Here is a 16,505-nt window from a genome sequence, read left to right on the forward strand (position 1 = left end):
TCCCCGGCGAGAACTTTATTGCGACAGTGACGGGCGGTGATATCTGCGTGAGCCGTGGTGTCATGGAGGCACCCGACCTTGCCTTCACCGGAGATACGATGGCGATGCGCCGCACGATCTATGGCAAGGCGCCTCTGGCCAGAGACGGTGCGGGCGGAACGCTCGCCTACGCTGGCGAGGCCGAACTCGCACAGTCCTTCGTTGATCTCTTCGCCCTGCCCGCCAAAACAGGCTGAGGAGCGTGTTAGCGGCCGGGTCGGTATTCGGCGCCATTCCGGAGTGCCGGGCGAGGTGCGCGATCCCAGCCCAGATCGCACCGTCGCGGAAGCGTGCATGCCGCTTCCGTCTGCAAGGCCGAAAATTGTCGGCTTGCCGAATTCAGTTGTACAGTGTCCGTCAGCTTTTCTGGCGGACCTTCTCTGAAACGGACCTGCGGCTTTCGGCCAAACCCGGTCGGCAGCTATGCGCCCATTTCAGCCCTCCAGTTGCCTCCGATGATAATTTCGAAGCGATCAACTGCCGAGTGGGTGTTATGAAGCGCCGCCTGCGCTGCCGCGCTCCGAAGTGAGATGGGCTGCGAGTGCTACTCGTCGCCCATCTCCTTGTGCTCCGTCACCTCATCCTCATCGGCATCATCGCCGAGAAGATCATCGAGCTCGTCGATCAGATCTGCGATCTGCTGCTCGGTTGCGGAGACCTGGAAGGTCGCACCATCCTCCGCCTCCAGAGTGAGGCGAAACTCGCCATGAACCTCGTCGGTGAGAACACGGGCCAGCCTCTTGATCGGAGCCATGACGTGGTCACCTCCTCATGATACGAGCTGCGCGACAGGCACCCTCGTGCATCCCGCCAGCTTCCACCTCTCAGCAGGTGTCGCGCAACAGGGCCACTGCCTCTTGGAGAGCGGTCAATCCTTCGGTACGCGCCTCGTCTTCGCTGGTCAGCGAGTAGCAAGATTGCCGGACCACATGGTCGCGGTCGCGGATGGCCCAGCGAAAGCGGCCCGGATCGTTTTCGCAGGGTCCCACCTGCAGAACGAGGGGAGCCCCACTGTCCGCCGCCATCATCATCGTCTCCTGTGTGGCTGACTGGTCAGCCTCAGCGACGGGCGGGCAGTCCGGAAACGGCTGCCAGCCCGTGAAGGCATCGGTCGGATAGCTGTGCCGGCAGGAGGCAACATGCCAAGGGCGGGCATCGCCGAACCGCGCGGGGTCCCAGCGGATCACAGCGCGTGTGTCGGGCTCGTGCCGGTTGATGGCGACGATCCACCGGCCGTCCTGCGGCGCCCGCTCCATGGACCGCCAACTGGCCATGACACGCTCCTGCCCTGTCGTGCGCGACCGTCAGGAACGCTGAAGGGCCCAGGACCGTTTCGGGCCCTTCTCAGGCGCACCGCCTGCTGATGAGGCTCGCGCGCGAGGCGCCGACGAGGGCTGGTGCCCCATGACCCGCATCGCCCGTCTCATCGTCACACCGAAAGGGCTTCGCCGCATGTCGCTCACGAACCCATGGCTGCCTCGGTCAGCCCACGCTCAGTGCCGGCATGAGCAGCAGCTTCATGCCCTAGCCCGGGTCATCGAGAGTACCTGCCCTCCACCGCCTGGCCGGCGCATGCCGGGCCAGCTTCGCACTGCTGTGAAGTGGCTGCAAGCGCATGACGTGGATGAGGAGTAGCCGCACGCTCCATAGCTTCCATGGGTGGGCGCTATGGAGCGCCGCCCGGCCGGCCCGCCATGCCGGATCAGAATGCTGCGACGCACGTTGATGTTGTTAGGATTAACATCACGAGGCGCATCATGGCCGCTTTAGAGGTCGATCCGACTGAGGTTGAGGCCCTGGCGCAGCTGGCCCGCGTCATGATCGAAAAAAGCCTTCAGCGCTCAGAGGGGGATGGAGCCGCCTTCTGGCATGCCGTGTCGTTGATCTACCAGCGTGGTTTGCCCGCCCCTGCTCCAGAGCCGGCCTCGGAACCCCTCGGCATCGCCGCATAGCCGGGCCGGAGCACGCTGCAGGCTTCTTCCGAGGAGCACGAGCGGACCTGAGCCAGCCAGCCCCTGCACAGGATCTGGGCGTCAGGAAGCTCCAGAGGCTGGGCTGAAGTCAGGCCCTAAGCGGAGGCCCGCACTGCCGGCATTCCGAACATGCTCGCCAGAAGCGAACGCGCACGGCTCACCCGGCTCTTCACGGTTCCGGTCTGACATCCCATCACCTCGGCCGCCGCCTCGTAGGTCAGGCCCTGCGCGCCCACGAGCAGCAGCGCCTCGCGCTAGGACGGCGGCAGCTTGGCGATCTGGCCCCAGATCGTGCGCAGATCCGAGCCGTGCTCCTGCGAGGCGGGCACGATCATCTGGGCGGCTATGGTGCCGTCCGCGTCCTCAACCTCGCGCTTGCGCTTGCGGCACTCGCTGTAGAACTGGTTGCGCAGGCTGGTGAACAGCCACGCCTTCAGGTTCGTGCCCGGGATGAAGCGGCCCTGCGCCGCCCACGCCTTCAGTACGGTCTCCTGCACGAGGTCATCGGCGCGTGTCTCGTTCGCGACGAGTGACAGCGCGAACGTCCGCAGGCTGGGCAGCGCCTCGACCACACCATCGCGGAAGGCCTTCGCGTCCTCGCCCTTAACAGCAGGCACGCTGTCGAGCTGCGCGATCAGATCGAGCAGGCGCTGCGGGAGCTGAGCCTGCATCAGCGTGCCGTACGCCGCCTGCAGCTCAAAGCCGAGGTGATCCAGGATCGCGGCAGGTAGGGCGGCCGACGCAGTTGCGTCCTGCACCTCCGCCGGATCCACTCCGAGCCCGTCGGATACCAGCATGACCTTCAACCTGTGTCCCTTCGCAGAGCGAACCGCGCCAGGGTACGCTGCACACTCTGACTGTACAGTGAATGCATAACTCAAAAATGCGAGAGGATCGTTCCCTGAGGTGCGCGCGTTCCGCCCATCCTGTGCAGGGCAGCTCGGTTGGGGAATGGCGCGAACAGTGACCTACAGCATCGTCGACCACGCGGACGGGCGGTTCGCCCTCGTGGCCGTTTCGGCGTCCGGGTCCGTGTACTGGCGCTGCGGGTTCCTGACGCTTGCCGAGGCCGAGCGGTGCGTTGAGGACCTGCGCGCGACGATGGTGGTCTGTGGCGCTCCGCTGGTGCGGTGGGAAGCAGAGCTGCCCGACATGGACCTACGGGCGGTGCTCAGAGCACTCGGGCCACCATTCCGGTAGGGCCTTGTTCTGCCAGACCCGGGCCGCCACGTTTCGCTCCGGAAGCTGAGCACGTAGGTTGCACCTGCCAGAGCCCAAACCCGTGGCCGTTGCGCGGACCTTCAACAAGCACGTCGACGTATTGGGCCATCCGCTTCTGCGCGATAGCAAGCGTTCCGTAGGTCTCAGCGAAGACGATGTTCCGATTGGGGTTTAGGCAGACTGCTATCCAGGGAAGCCCAGCGGAGGTTTTCAGGGCCATGCGATGAGGGTATGCGGCTGGGCGTTTTGACGAACGCTGTTGAAGCGCAGACCCGATGTTTCAGGGAATCGGAGATGCCAGCCAATATGAGCAACCTCGCTTGGGTCTTCGCGGGTGGGAACGCCCTCGGCGCCTACCATGCGGGAGCCTACGAGGCTCTGCACAACCAAGGTCTTCGCCCCCACTGGGTCGTCGGCGCCTCCATCGGGGCGGTGACTGCCGCAATCATCGCGGGCAACGCACCTGACGATCGGGTCGCCAAGCTCCGTCAGTTCTGGGACGAAGCGACCCAGTTCACCGGCCTAAGCCCGACCAAAATGCTGAAGCCCCGCCAGATCTACAACGGTCTGCACGCCTTCCTCGCGCTCGTCTGGGGACGGCCGAACATCTACCGGCACCGCTTGCCTGGCTTCTGGTCAGCCCTGCCGTGGGTGCCAAACGATGTGGCTCTGTTCGACAACGCGCCCCTTCTCGGCACCCTGAAGCGCCTCGTCGACTTCGAGCGACTGAACCGAGGTGATACGCGCCTCACGGTCTGCTGCGTCGATGTCGAGACCGGGGAGGAGGTCTACTTCGACACCGCTCGACAGACGATCCGGCCCGAGCACATCCTGGCCAGTACGGCCATCCTGCCCGCCTTCCCACCCGTCGAGTTGGATGGCCGCGTCTTCTGTGACACCGGCTTCACGAACAATCTTCCCCTCGACGCCATTTTTGCAACGGAGCCGGAGCGGGATCTTCTCTGCATCGCTACGGACCTCTTCAGCCTGCAGGCACCGCGTCCGCGCTCACTCGATGCTGTGCTGGAGCGAGCCAACGATCTCATCTTCGCCAGCGCGGCACGCCGTGCGGTGGCGGGCCTCACCCGCGAATATGATCTGCGGCAGAAGCTCGATCCGGATGGTTCGACCGTGACACTTCTTCACCTCGTGTACCAAGCGGGCGCGCACGAACTCGCCGCCAAGAGTTTCGACTACTCACCGTCCTCCATCCGTGACCGTTGGGCAGCAGGCGCGCGCGACGCCGTCAGCGGTCTGGAGCGGCTGGAGGCTCAAGGAACCGACCGCCGGCGCTTCAACTACGTGGCCCTTCACGGGCCCAGGATTGCAGACCACCGTGGGTAGGGTGATCTGGCCGGGCTGCAGGAGCCCTGCCTGCCCGACACCGAAGGTGCCATTCAGCCCAAAGAACTTGCCGGCTACGCCTGGACCGCGTGGAACAGGTAGTAGCCGGTGTGTCGCACGGCCTCGTCCGCAGCCTCAGGCTTGAAGCCTGGGGGTGCCTGCTCGCCCGTAACGGTGCCGCCAAAATCCCACGTCTCGCCGCTGACGAATGAGGGCACCGGGTGATCGAGCGGTACAGCGCAGCGAAGCGCTGGCTGCCGCTTGCGACAGAAGACGTTGTAGGCAAGCGCAGCGGTCTGCATCCCATCCTCGTGAGGCTGATCGGCCCGGCGATCGATGGAGCACGTCCGAGGAGGCAGATCACTCACGAATGCGAGGGCTCGGACGCGGCAGACAAACCGGGCGAGACGAACCCGCTACGACGCTGCAGGCGCAGTGAACCGTTTGGTTTGCTTCCGTGTTCCTAGGGCCTTGACGCGCAGGGGCCCGGCGCACCGATCCGGAGGAGTACCTCTATGAGTAAGCTTTCATTGGCCGCGGCTGCATTGGCCGCCCTCATCGCCATCCCTGGTACGAGCGTCGCTCAAGGTATCTCGATCGGTCCCGAAGGCGTGCGCGTGGACGATGGCCGCCGCGGCTACGAGGAGCGCCGGCGTGGACCCTCACGAGAGGTGTGCCGCGAGTTGCGCCGCGCCTGCATGCACAAAGAGGAGCTGGGTGAAGAGGGAGCGGGCAACTGCCGCCGCTACCGGCGCACCTGCACCTAGCTCCGACGATCGGTGCTGCCCGTTCGCCTCAGCCTCGCCCTCGTAGCCGGCCTGATTACCGCCGCCCCAGTCTCGGCGGCGGACGAGTGCCCGACGCGGTTTCAGAAGTACGGCCTGTTTCTGCAGGCGAAGCAGTCCTGCGGGCGCGAGGCCGAGTACCCGTTGATGAAGGTCATGCGGGCCTGCGCCGAGCAGACACCGCAAGAGGCGGCGCTCAAGCTGATGGACGAGGGACGCCGGGAGTGGGCGCGGGGCGTGATGCGCAGCAGCCTCGGCAGCATGTGCGAGGAGGCCTTCGCTAAGCTGCCTGCCCCGGCGGAGAAGCGTGCACGCCGGCGCCCCGGAGAACCTTGATCCGCAGTCAGTCCTCAGGGGAGCGGCGCTTCGGCGGCTGGATCGTGACGAGCTTCCCGGTGGTCGGGTCGAGGATGACAATCGCCATGATGGAGGGCCTCGCGTGTGGCCTCCCTAGGCGGCGCTCGATGGGTTGATCAGAGCTTAACAGCGCCGGTCCACGCGCCCGATTATCCAACGCGCTGAGGCGTTCATCACAGGCAGGGCGGGGCCACCGGCCTCGATATCGTTTTGAGGGGCGAGACGTGCTTGCCGAAGCTACCGAGGCATCCAAATATGCTCGCCCGAGACAGCTAAGGTACCCACGATGAGCACTGGCACCGTGAAGTGGTTCAACGAAACGAAGGGGTACGGCTTCATCCAGCCGGACGACGGCGGCAAGGACGTGTTCGTGCACATCTCGGCCGTTGAGCGCGCCGGTCTGCGCACCCTCGCCGAAGGCCAGAAGGTCTCCTACGAGGTCGAGGCCGACCGGCGCTCCGGTAAGGAGAGCGCGGCGAACCTGAAGGTCGGGTAAGCGGCGCCCGTGTCCGCGGATCGCTGTGGGGAGCCGGATCCCCTGCCGGCCGGAGCAGATTTGACCGGCAGGGGCGATCGCCGTGTTGAGGGGTGATAGCACGGCGAGCACCGATACGGTCGACCCGAGCGGTTAAGGGATCGTTACGCGCCGGGCAGCGTCACCGGCCCTGAGCAGGCGCCTTAGCCGACCGTAGATGAGCTGGGGTCGATTCCATTGCGTCCGTCGGGCAGGAGTATTGTTGCAACAGTAAGCCTAGAATGCGAAATACTTTGCGATGTACCTCATTTGGATGATGCTGCGAACTGTTTCGCTCTACTAGGCTACTTGCTCCTCTCCAGCCAGGAGCGAATTCCATGCCCCGCGCTCGGCCACCCATTGTCTTCACCGCTCTTTGGGGCTTATTCGCAGCAGCAATGCTGCTTGGGCACGCAGAGATGAGGAGCCATGGCATGAAGCTGGCCAACCTCATTGATATCTCTGACCCAGAGATTATCCAGCTTGCCTCTCTCGACTGAGGAGGCGGACAAATTCTCACTCCGTTGGCCTACTGATTCTGCTTCAGGCCGGCTTCACGTTCGCGCTAACCTGAGACGCAGGCGCTCATGAAACCGTGAGCGCCCACATACGCCAGATGAATGGTGCACAGCCTCTCTGGCATATTGCATCTCCTCATCTGCACGTCTTGAGAGCGGCATTTCTCCAAAAGAACTTGGCGCGTCAGCAACGGCGCCCCTTTGGGTCTGCTTGTCCGATGCCTCTACCGCCCGTCCCCATCGTTGCACAGGCCGCCGCCTTCACGCTCGGCTGTGCCCTGATCCACACGTTCCGCCGCTATCCGGAACGGGTCACGCAGGTCTTGGCGGCTATCGCGTTCGTGCTCTTCCTGGTCCTTGTGGTTGCGCTCATTCCGGCAGAGGTCCTGGAGCAGGAGAGCGCCGGCGAGGCAGGCGCATCCATCGCCTCAGCCATGGAGTAGCCTTCACAGCACGGCCGCCGGACGCAGCGTCCGGCCCCGCTGCGCTTGACATGCGGGAACCGCTCCGGACGCTCCAAGATAGCCGGGATTGAGGCTGGCGCTGCAGAGCCACGCCACACGATCTCAACCCGGCCGCGGTATGCCTCGGAGCACGCCGGAGATCAGGAACCATGCTGGGCAAGGGCGCTCTTATTCGTGCCGGGCTCACTCTCTCAGGTGCGTCGGCTTTCCAGAACCCGCAGGTGCTCGTTGGCCAGCCCTGGCCTGGACCCTGCCGTCCGAGAAGGCCGGTTTGGGGAACTGGTCTTCCGCCCTGCGGACCCTGATCCAGGCCATCCGTCCGACCTTCGAGGAACACTCCCGGCGCACCAAGACGGTGCTCGACGAGTGCGACTTGGTCGATAGGGCGCTCGTAGAGCAGGGATCCACGCGGCTATGAAACAGCGAAAGCCCCGCCCCCACCGGGCAGGCTCAAGCTCACGGCTGATGCGAGGCGCCTGCGCTCAGCACCCGCTGCTGCGGCCTTTGCCGTTACCGGCCTGGGCCGGGGCATGCGACAGGGTGAGGGTGCCGGCGCCCAGCACCGAGCGGGCGGGCGGGGCGGCCAGAAACTGGCGGGTCATCGCACTTCTCCTTAGTTGCAGCCCCCGTCGCAGGCAGCTTGTGCCGGTGTCGGAGCGGTGACGGCCGCCATGCCCGCCCGAAGGAGGGCCAGCGTAAAGACGGACGCGATCAGGGAGCGGGTCATTGCGGCATCCTCTCAGGTTAGCCGCAGGAGCCGCAATCGGCTTGGGCGGGCGTGTGCGACAGGGTGAGGACGGCGGCGCCCAGGCCGAGCACAGCAAGGGTGAGCACGAAGGCGGTCAGGAAGCGAATCATGGCGCCGGCTCTCAGTTACAGCCACCGTCGCAGCCAGCCTGAGCCGGCGCGTGCGAGAGCGTGAGGGTCGCGGTGGCGCTCGCCCCGAGAAGCAGAACGGCGAGGAGGACGCTGCAGAGGAGGCTGATCGAGATTTCGGAGGTTCAGACCAAGCACTGATGCTTGCACACCGCCAAGAATGTAACTGTGTGCAGCCAGAGCGCCGTACCCCACCTGAGATATGAGAAATTATCGTGCTACGATTACGCTCGGAGCCCCTGCACGATGAACTTCTCTGCCTGGAATGACACCGTCGAGACTATCTACGCCGCCGCAGCGGCCCCCAGCCTCTGGCCGAACACTCTCCAGGCGATCGCCGAACTGCTCGACGCGCGCGGTGCCCTGCTCCTCTACCGGCACGACAACGGGCGTTTTGGCGCAATCGTCTCGCCCACTCTCGTCGTGATGGCGCAGGAATACGAACAACGCTGGCAGCACCTTGACGTGCGGGCTGAACGGGTCTTCCGCGCCATCGCAACTGGGCACCGTGACGTGCAGGCCGATCAGACGCTCTGCACCGAAGAGGAGATCGCCACCTTGCCGATCTACCAGCAGTTTTTGCTGCCGCATGGCCTCTGTTGGGGCATGACAGTCCCAGTGTCACCCTCGCCCGCTGTCCAGGTCATTCTCACTGTCCTGCGGGTGAAGGAGAAGCCCCCCTTCTGCGACGCGTTGCAGGAGCAGCTTCTGGCGCTCAGCCGCCACGCTGAGCGCTCCCTCGGCCTCTCGATCCGCCTGATGGATGCCGAGGCTGAGCGTGTGGGGCTGGCGGCGGCGCTCGACCGGATCGATTGCGGCGTCCTGGTGCTGGGGGCGGACCAGCGTGTGCTGCTTGCAAACCGCACGGCCGATCGGCTGCTCGGCTCAGGGCTTGCTGTATCGAGCGGCCGTCTGCGCATGAACGAAAGAGCCACGCAGCAGGCCTTTCAGGCGCGGCTTGCGGCCGTGGAGAGCGGCACGGTGACAGGCTCCGGCGCGAATGAACCGCTGATCGTGCCGAACGGAGAGCGCGGCCTCATCGTGCAGCTCCTGCCGCTACCCTCATCGATCGACGTCCCTGCGCTGCAGACAGCCAGCGCCCTTGTACTGGTCGGGGACCCAGCCCGTGAGCGGCCCTTCGACCCGGCGGTGGTACGCGACGCCTTCAAGCTGACGCTCGGCGAGGCGCGGCTGGCAGTCCTCGTCGGTGCGGGAGTGGCTCCGGCTGACGCTGCGGAGACGCTCGGCATTGCACTGCCGACGGCGCGGACGGTGCTCAAGCGGGTGTTCGAGAAGACGGGTGTGTCGCGCCAGAGCGAGCTTGCAGCGCTCATGGGCAAGCTGTTCATGCTGCGCGAGCGCTAAACTCATGTGTTGTAGATTTGAATTTGTTGGAGCTGCGGGTGACCTGACCGGTATTTTGGACCGGGCTGAGTGAGGGGCTACTGCATGGTAGTGGCCCTGGGTAGCCGGAAGGCTAAGTCCGGAGAGCTGACGGGCGAAGGCGGCCGGCAGCCCAAGGACGAGTGCGGCCGGACGCCGTTGTGGGTGTTCTGCCAGCGGCCGATCACGGCCTGCGCCTCATTGAGCAAGTCGAAGATCTCTTGGCGTAGGCACTCGTCGCATAGCTCTGCTCGCAGACGCCCGCCTCTGTGCACGCGACGGTGATGCTCTAGCCTTGGGCTGTCTGCACCTCGATCTGGCGCAGCGTCAGCACGACCTGCTCCGAACTCGGCCTCTGTCCTCTCCTCATCACCGACCCCTCTGGTCCTGGCTGATCCTCGCAATCAGCCCGGTCCAAAGCCAGCCGGTCAGGTCACATCGGCCGCCGATAGCCCTTTTGCGATGCTATGGCCCCTCCGTCTCTCGCGTTGAGGCAACAATGCGATCGCCATCCTCGCGCAGCAGCAATCGATCCGTGACGAGCGCGTCGACCGACTTTGCCACCGCCGCTACGTACGCGGCATGATCCGAATAGCGCTCCTCGAGCGACAGGCGCGGATCCCCGCTCGCGTCACGCTCGGCCTTGCTGCGCGCGAGCGGGAGCTGACTGCCCTCACGGTCGCAGAGGGCGCCTGCCGGAAACGGCTCGGCATAGAGGTTCCACCCTGTAAACGTCGCACGCGGTGCTGCAACTGCTGGAAGCCGAATGCCCGCCACGTCGTGCCCGTCCGAGTCTACGCGCGGTACAAGAGGCCAGTATTGCTGCCCGGCTTCGGGATGGGGATCGACGTAGGTGGAAAAACGGACGATCGCATTCGGGGCTGTGGGCACCGGCACGCTCGGGATGTAGGGAAAACCTACCTTGGCTGCCTCAACAAGGGTTCCGTCACTCAGGCGCGGCACACGGCTGTTTGGCGGCGCTCGGCCGTCGATGACCCATTCCTCGAGCGCGACGAGAAGCGCACGAAGTGCAGGTGCTGGGTTAAGAGTGCTGCGCAGATTGGCGCATGGCCCTTTGGTCGAGGTCAGCCCGGCGCGACCGTAATGGAAGGCGCTGGAGATCAGGAAGGCCCGTGCGGTGTCGGGTAGGGACACGTCGGTTCGCCCGAGTGGATCCGTCGTCAGCATCGAGGCGCCCTTCTGCCAATACTCGGTGCCAGTGTTGACCTCAATCAGCAGTGGATCGTACCCGTCGCCGCGCAGGAGCGCGCCTGTTTGCCCCGTAACCGGATCGTTCAGATGGGCCGACGAGAACGGGAAGGCGTTCTCCGGGTAGAGGTGGTCCTCGTGTTGCGTGTTCGTCCGTGAGGGCTGTCCAAAGCGAGCATTGAGGAAGACTCCTCCCACGCCTGCGATGTGTAGCAGCATGCCGTCGAACACGCGCCGGCCAGCCTCGTCGCGGTTGAAGCCCTGGCGGATGAAGTCGCGCAGGTAGCGTCCGCTCTGGGAGATGCCGAGCGCGACCGCATGCTGGATCACGCCACCTGCCGGACTGATCCCGCCGGCTGCGTCACCGCGAAGGTAGGCAACGACGTCACGTGTGGCCGCAAAGCCGATGCCCAGCACCTTCGGCTCGGTGGCTCGGTAGGTGAACTCGTAGAGCGAACCGGGAAGCGGTTTGCTGCCGTTGGGCAGAAGTTCGATCCGGCGCGCGTTGGTGTAGTGCCAGACCTCTGCCGGTACGGGGCGAGGCGGATCCGACTCGCGGCGGCGTACGCTGAGTTGTGCGTCAGCCTTCGCGTCGCTGGCAGGCTTGAAGGTGAGGTTGAATGGCGCCTCGGGCGGCCCACGCGTCGCGCTGACGAGTTCGTCGCGCACCAGTTCCGTGATCGGCTTACCGTCGCGGCTCGCAACCGGCACGTCGATGGCCATGCCCCCCTGTTCGCGCAGGGCATCCGCTTCCCAGCCAGACCACACGATGGTGTCACCACGCCGAAGGACAAGCCCGGTTCCCGCGTCCGCTGCGCTGCGCGGGTCGTTGACGGCCTGCGCCGCCTGAGCTGGGGCGTCGAGCACCCAATTGAACAGGAACTTGCGGCCGCGGTTCAGCACTTCGAACAGCAGAGTACCGCTGCCGCGCGCTGGGTCGCTTGGGCGGAGGATGAACAGGTCGGTCTTGTATTCCACCATCCCGCGAGCGTTCCGAGGGGCCAGCGTGATGTCGATGATGCCGGCGTTCGCAGGGTCGGCCGGGTCGAGTTCGCCGCGAGCGGTGCCTATCACGCGCTCGTAGGCTCCGGCGTGGCCCCACTCGGCACTGCCAGCGAACGGCTCGACAGAGGTGATGTTGATGGCCGTGATGCGCGCGTTGGCTGAAGCAGGGATCAGCGTGCAGCCGAGTACGGCGACCAGAACTCGAACGGCCTGCATGCTGATCCCCCCATCCGGCTCGTGGTCATTGGCCGGTCGCCTCAGCAAGCATGGCGACTGCGCTATGTCGATAGGGCTCTCTGCCGGCCGCTTTGCATTCGGCTTCGGCGATGCGCGGGTCTGAGCGAATGACTCCAGCCTGTGCATTTCTTGGCTGTTCGATGTTGGCAGGGACGGCCTCACATCATCTCGGAGCCTTGACCTAACAAACGACTGTGATGCGCCCATTTCGGCCGTTTAGCCGATCAAGGCAGCTTCTTTGAAGCGGCCATTCGCTGGCTGGGCGTTATGAGGCGCGATCGGGACAACGATGTACCGAAGTGCCGTGCGGGGCGATGACGCGGGCCGCTGACAGGTCGGGCAAAATCGTCGTGGCAGAGGATGACGGTTCTGCCACGACGAAACACCGCGATGGCTTCGAGAAAGGCAGCCCAGTGCTTTTGGTGAAGCATGGTTTCTGGGCCGCATGTCCGAAGGGGCATGGGGAGCTTGCATCGTCTGAATGGCGCTGAGCCTCGGTCGGGCTGACGAGCCGCCCAGCTCTAACTGGGCGGCTCGTCCCGCACGTAGCGTCGGCTAGGACGCGCCGCTCCTAAGCCGCCTCGCTGTCATCGGCGTCGAGAATGGTTTCCAGGTCGCCTGTGAGTGCCTCCAACTGCTCCGCGGTGGCGACGATCTTGAACTTGGTCCCGTCCCTCGGCCTCGACGGCGATCTCGACGTGATCGCCCACCTTGGCGGCCAGGGCTTGAGCGAGCTTGCAGATCGTTGCCATGGGATCTCCTGTGTAAGGCTCCGGGCAACGTGACAGGTGCGGCTTGGTCGCGGCGACAGAAGCTCTCACCGCCGCAGGCGCAATCCGCATCGGGCTGCCCAGCAGCAGGCTCACTATCCAAGATGTCACCGCGGAGAAGCCGCAGCCGCCCGCCTTCCCGAGAAGACCTGTGCGGCCTCTTACGCCTCAAACGCGTCCAACTCGTACGTCGGCGATAGGCCAAGCGACCACATGGCGCGTTGCCCGTGCCTGCTCTCTTCTCGCGCCGGACCGCAAGGAACGTTCATGGCTCACATCCTCGTCATCGGTGCGAGCCGAGGCATCGGTCTGGAGACGGTCAAGGCGGCTCTCGCGGCCGGGCACCGCGTACGCGCCTTCGCGCGGTCCGCCTCCAGCCTCGGCATTTCCGCACCGGAACTGGAGCGGTTTGCCGGAGACGCCCGGAACTCGGGGGATATAGCGGCGGCCTTGGACGGCATCGACGCCGTGGTGCAGGCGCTCGGCGTGTCGGTCACAGAGCTGTTTGATCCGGTGCGCCTGTTCTCGGACGCGACCAACGTTCTCGTGCCCGCGATGGAGAAGGCCGGTGTCCGTCGTCTCCTGGCGATCACCGGTTTCGGGGCAGGCGACAGCCGCGACGCGATCAGCATCCTTCAGCGTGTCCCTTTCGAACTGGTATTCGGTCGCATCTATGACGACAAGGACGCCCAGGAGATGCGCATCCGCCGAAGTGAGCTGGACTGGACGCTCGTCCGACCCGGCGTGCTCACGAGCGGCACCAAGACCGGCCGTTACCGGGCACTCGACGAGCCGTCCTCCTGGCGGGGTGGGTTGATCTCGCGCGCGGACGTCGCCGACTTCATCGTCGAGCACCTTGATGATGCGACCTACCTGCTCAGGGCGGTGGTTCTGGTCGCATAAGAGAGCCGTGTTCAGCCGAGACACCACGATTTCCGACGTAGCAGTCACGCTTCTTCGTCGGCATCGAGACAGCGACTAGGGCTGGACCATCTCAGCCATCGACCTCCTTGCAGAGCTCAGCCAAGAGGCCGCTCAGATCGCGCACGTCAGCGACAATCTGACCCCACGGGTTTGTTATCGGTTCGACCTAGGCCGTCGCTTCTGCCTCAAGCGCATGTGCGCAGGCCGCGGCACGCCCGAGACGACGAAGCCGACCTCGGCCTCATCCGGGGATTTGAAGAGTTGGTGCGGCCGAGAGGTGTGGCAGGTGGCCGAGTGTCATTGAGCCTGCTGAGGCCGCACCGAAGAAGTGCGGGTGCCGAGCTGGGTCGCGCCGAGAATGGTTCCGTCGGCCGTCTGCACAAGGATTGCGGCGTTCTCGCCCGCCGGGACGGGAGTCGTGAGCGTCAAAGCGGCACCGGAGTATTGAGCGACATCGTGCAGGGAGCGGACAATATTGGCTTGCTCAATCGTGCGGCCGGCGTTCTCGCCGCGCGCGATCCGTGTCGTGTGGCTTGGATCGAACCCGACCAGCAGGATGGTTCCCGAGCCGCTGCCGGCGTCCACGCTCACGACCAGATTGCTACCCTGACGCCCGAGGTTGACGCCGACCGCTGACCGCGCCGAGGTCAGCGCTCGGCCGATCGCTGCGCGAACAGCAACCTCATTCGAACCGACGACATCAGCGCGGCCGTCGATCACCGCCTGGGGTGTGTAGATCGAGCCACCGAGGCGGGCGGCATAGGCATTCTGCCGCGCGGTCGCCGCGGGTAATGAGTAGCCGTCACGCCAATTCAAGTGGTTCCAGTAGGTGACGTGGAAGGCGAGTGGCAGAACATTCGCACCCTCGCGGGCGAGTCGCCCGAGCAGCGCTTCTGCGGGAGGGCAGGAGGAGCAGCTCTGCGAGGTGAACAGTTCGACGACGACAGGCCGCTCCGCCGCTCCGGCAGAGCTGAGCCCGATCGCCAGCAATAGGGGACAGAGGCAGACTGCAGCGTGCCGCATGATTGAGGCTCCCGGAGAACAGCCGATGCGTAGGACGCACCTCGGTTGTTCGGTGAGACGCGAGTCACGGTTACGACAAGCTGCTGAGGAGGTTCGCCGCCCTCCGGTTGTTGAAGGACACACGCAGCCGGGAGGTCTCCGCGATTGACCGCCTTGCCCGGCTTCGCGCCATCGTGCGCATGGCCGAGCGGCCTTTCGGGAGAGCAAAAGACCGCCGGTTGGTCGGCGGTCTCTCGCAAATGAGTGCAGGTTCAGTAGCGCGGCAGGCCATTGGCCGGGCCACCCGCATGGCTGCCGGAATAGCGGTAAGCGGCGCCGTATCCTCGCTCGCCAACCGAGCCCGACTGCACGGCGATGTAGGTGCTCTGAGGCGTGCTCAGAACCTCCGCTGCCCGCGATTCAGGCACGGAGAACTCGTGCCCCCAGGCGTTGAACGTCGCGGCCTGCGCAAGTGCAGGAGCCGCAATCGCACCGAAGCTCAGGGCAACGGCGGCAGCAAGGGAAGCAAAGCGGTTGGTCATAGCATCCATCCTTCAGTGACGGTCGCTCTCCGGAGGGAGGCTGTCTCGTCCCGTCTGATGGCTGGTTCGCCGGCGATTTCCTGATCGAGGTGCCGTTACGCACGCGAGGAGAGCCACCTCCTGCCGGCGATGAACCGCCTCAAGCCCCGCCTGGAAGGCCGTAAGCGACCTCCGGGGCTCACACGCAGGCAAAGCTCGCTCCTTTCACGGTGTCGCCGCGTTCGGGGCTCCTTTTCCATCCGATGGCGGTCCAGCGGCACAAGCGAGCTGCCACACGATGCGAGGGCGTCCGTTGATAAATTCCATGATCGCGATCGTCACGGTGCGCGCCGTGCTGGCCATCACAGCTCTTCTGAAGCTGCCGCTCCTTCCCTTCCGTGTCGTCCGCAACCTGCTGCGGCGGCAGTCGGCACCTGCCTAAGGGCTTGCCGAGGGGCCGGTGGCATCGACACGGGGCCCTGTTGCCGTGGTGAGCCGACGCGAGGTTGGGACGGCCGCGCTAGCCGCGGCGAGCCTCCTGGCAGCGCGGTCGGCCTGGGCGCTCAACGCACTGCTCTGCCGCCGCGCCTACCTTCAGGCCTCACGAGAGAAGCCATGACCAGTCTCATCGGCCCATGATGCCGGCCGGATCGCGGAGGTTGGTGTCAGTCGTCGGTAAGAGGCGATCTCGAGGCCGCCGCATTCAGCTGGCGAGTTTCTGCACTTCAGCGACGCCATCGCGCAGCACGTAGCCGCGGCCCCAGACCGTCTCGATGTAGTTCTTGCCCTGGCTGGCATTGGCGAGCTTCTTGCGCAGCTTGCAGATGAAGACGTCGATGATCTTCAGCTCGGGCTCGTCCATGCCGCCGTAGAGGTGGTTGAGGAACATCTCCTTCGTCAGGGTCGTGCCCTTCCGCAGGCTGAGGAGTTCCAGCATCTGGTACTCCTTGCCGGTGAGGTGCACCCGCGAGCCGGAGACCTCGACGGTCTTCTGGTCGAGGTTGACGATGAGGTCGCCCGTCGTGATGACCGATTGGGCGTGGCCCTTCGAGCGGCGCACGATCGCGTGGATGCGGGCGACGAGCTCGTCCTTGTGGAAGGGCTTGGTGAGGTAGTCGTCGGCGCCGAAGCCGAGGCCCTTCACCTTGTCCTCGATGCCGGCCATGCCGGAGAGGATCAGGATCGGGGTCTTCACCTTCGCGACGCGGAGCGACCGGAGCACCTCGTAGCCCGACATGTCGGGCAGGTTCAGGTCGAGCAGGATGATGTCGTAATCGTAGAGCTTGCCGAGATCGACGCCCTCCTCACCGAGATCGGTGGTGTAGGTGTTGAAGTTCTCGGACTTGAGCATCAGCTCGATGCT

17 protein-coding genes and 2 pseudogenes are annotated in these 16,505 nt (G+C 65.1%); 9 read left to right on the forward strand and 10 right to left on the reverse strand.

What is annotated here, in order from left to right:
• Window positions 1-236: pseudogene (locus tag E1J50_RS23090) on the forward strand (transcriptional regulator); the annotation flags it as partial.
• A gap of 347 nt (window positions 237-583) precedes the next feature.
• Here E1J50_RS23090 and E1J50_RS23095 read toward each other — a convergent pair.
• Window positions 584-793 (reverse strand): hypothetical protein, encoded by a 210-nt coding sequence (locus tag E1J50_RS23095; protein ID WP_132256113.1) that lies wholly within the window; start codon window positions 791-793, stop codon window positions 584-586.
• A gap of 70 nt (window positions 794-863) precedes the next feature.
• Window positions 864-1,313, reverse strand: a complete 450-nt coding sequence (locus tag E1J50_RS27855; RefSeq protein ID WP_207919275.1) for a hypothetical protein — start codon at window positions 1,311-1,313, stop codon at window positions 864-866.
• A 483-nt stretch (window positions 1,314-1,796) separates the two neighbouring features.
• On the opposite strand from E1J50_RS27855, the gene E1J50_RS23105 reads away from it, so the two are divergent.
• Window positions 1,797-1,991 carry a hypothetical protein gene (locus E1J50_RS23105; protein ID WP_132256114.1) on the forward strand — a complete coding sequence of 65 codons (195 nt, stop codon included), beginning with the start codon at window positions 1,797-1,799 and terminating at the stop codon, window positions 1,989-1,991.
• Window positions 1,992-2,107: 116 nt separating this feature from the next.
• Here the strand turns inward: E1J50_RS23105 and E1J50_RS28585 are convergent, their stop codons facing one another.
• Together E1J50_RS28585 and E1J50_RS23110 are read right to left on the reverse strand one after the other, a co-directional pair.
• Window positions 2,108-2,257: a sigma factor-like helix-turn-helix DNA-binding protein gene (locus E1J50_RS28585; protein WP_425374961.1), complete on the reverse strand. Its 150-nt coding sequence runs from the start codon at window positions 2,255-2,257 to the stop codon at window positions 2,108-2,110.
• A 9-nt stretch (window positions 2,258-2,266) separates the two neighbouring features.
• Complete coding sequence (locus tag E1J50_RS23110; protein ID WP_425374960.1) at window positions 2,267-2,809, reverse strand: sigma factor; 543 nt, start codon at window positions 2,807-2,809, stop codon at window positions 2,267-2,269.
• A 166-nt stretch (window positions 2,810-2,975) separates the two neighbouring features.
• On the opposite strand from E1J50_RS23110, the gene E1J50_RS23115 reads away from it, so the two are divergent.
• Window positions 2,976-3,212: a hypothetical protein gene (locus tag E1J50_RS23115; RefSeq protein ID WP_165937956.1), complete on the forward strand. Its 237-nt coding sequence runs from the start codon at window positions 2,976-2,978 to the stop codon at window positions 3,210-3,212.
• 327 nt (window positions 3,213-3,539) lie between these two features.
• Window positions 3,540-4,577, forward strand: a complete 1,038-nt coding sequence (locus E1J50_RS23120; protein WP_245516711.1) for a patatin-like phospholipase family protein — start codon at window positions 3,540-3,542, stop codon at window positions 4,575-4,577.
• A 74-nt stretch (window positions 4,578-4,651) separates the two neighbouring features.
• Here E1J50_RS23120 and E1J50_RS28455 read toward each other — a convergent pair whose 3' ends face one another.
• Window positions 4,652-4,795, reverse strand: coding sequence for a hypothetical protein (locus E1J50_RS28455; RefSeq protein ID WP_342635922.1), 144 nt, complete (start codon window positions 4,793-4,795; stop codon window positions 4,652-4,654).
• A gap of 561 nt (window positions 4,796-5,356) precedes the next feature.
• Between E1J50_RS28455 and E1J50_RS23135 the strand changes: the two genes are divergently transcribed.
• The 4 genes from E1J50_RS23135 (at window position 5,357) to E1J50_RS23150 (ending at window position 9,456) form a co-directional block, all read left to right on the forward strand.
• The gene (locus E1J50_RS23135) at window positions 5,357-5,698 is read left to right on the forward strand and encodes a hypothetical protein (RefSeq protein WP_132256118.1); all 342 of its coding nucleotides are present in this window, start codon (window positions 5,357-5,359) and stop codon (window positions 5,696-5,698) included.
• 307 nt (window positions 5,699-6,005) lie between these two features.
• On the forward strand, window positions 6,006-6,215 hold the full coding sequence (locus E1J50_RS23140; RefSeq protein ID WP_132256119.1) for a cold-shock protein: 210 nt from the start codon (window positions 6,006-6,008) through the stop codon (window positions 6,213-6,215).
• Between the two features lie 754 nt (window positions 6,216-6,969).
• Window positions 6,970-7,194: a hypothetical protein gene (locus E1J50_RS23145; RefSeq protein WP_132256120.1), complete on the forward strand. Its 225-nt coding sequence runs from the start codon at window positions 6,970-6,972 to the stop codon at window positions 7,192-7,194.
• A gap of 1,143 nt (window positions 7,195-8,337) precedes the next feature.
• Window positions 8,338-9,456 (forward strand): helix-turn-helix transcriptional regulator, encoded by a 1,119-nt coding sequence (locus E1J50_RS23150; protein WP_132256121.1) that lies wholly within the window; start codon window positions 8,338-8,340, stop codon window positions 9,454-9,456.
• 77 nt (window positions 9,457-9,533) lie between these two features.
• On the opposite strand, the pseudogene E1J50_RS23155 reads toward E1J50_RS23150, so the two are convergent.
• Window positions 9,534-9,722, reverse strand: a pseudogene (locus tag E1J50_RS23155) (integrase core domain-containing protein); the annotation flags it as partial.
• A 217-nt stretch (window positions 9,723-9,939) separates the two neighbouring features.
• Window positions 9,940-11,904, reverse strand: a complete 1,965-nt coding sequence (locus E1J50_RS23160; protein ID WP_132256122.1) for an alpha/beta hydrolase domain-containing protein — start codon at window positions 11,902-11,904, stop codon at window positions 9,940-9,942.
• A 1,058-nt stretch (window positions 11,905-12,962) separates the two neighbouring features.
• On the opposite strand from E1J50_RS23160, the gene E1J50_RS23170 reads away from it, so the two are divergent.
• A complete protein-coding gene (locus tag E1J50_RS23170) occupies window positions 12,963-13,598 on the forward strand; it encodes an NAD(P)-dependent oxidoreductase (RefSeq protein ID WP_132256123.1) in 636 nt (211 codons plus the stop codon).
• 318 nt (window positions 13,599-13,916) lie between these two features.
• Here the strand turns inward: E1J50_RS23170 and E1J50_RS23175 are convergent, their stop codons facing one another.
• The 3 genes from E1J50_RS23175 to ctrA form a co-directional block, all read right to left on the reverse strand.
• On the reverse strand, window positions 13,917-14,642 hold the full coding sequence (locus E1J50_RS23175; protein ID WP_132256124.1) for a DUF1223 domain-containing protein: 726 nt from the start codon (window positions 14,640-14,642) through the stop codon (window positions 13,917-13,919).
• Window positions 14,643-14,893: 251 nt separating this feature from the next.
• Entirely contained in the window at window positions 14,894-15,163 is a 270-nt protein-coding gene (locus E1J50_RS23180) for a hypothetical protein (protein ID WP_132256125.1), read from the reverse strand.
• Window positions 15,164-15,845: 682 nt separating this feature from the next.
• Window positions 15,846-16,505, reverse strand: a 660-nt coding sequence (gene ctrA, locus E1J50_RS23185; RefSeq protein ID WP_132256126.1) for a response regulator transcription factor CtrA, incomplete at its 5' end; no start/stop codon positions are given.

The organism is Methylobacterium segetis, from assembly GCF_004348265.1.
Lineage (GTDB): Bacteria > Pseudomonadota > Alphaproteobacteria > Rhizobiales > Beijerinckiaceae > Methylobacterium > Methylobacterium segetis.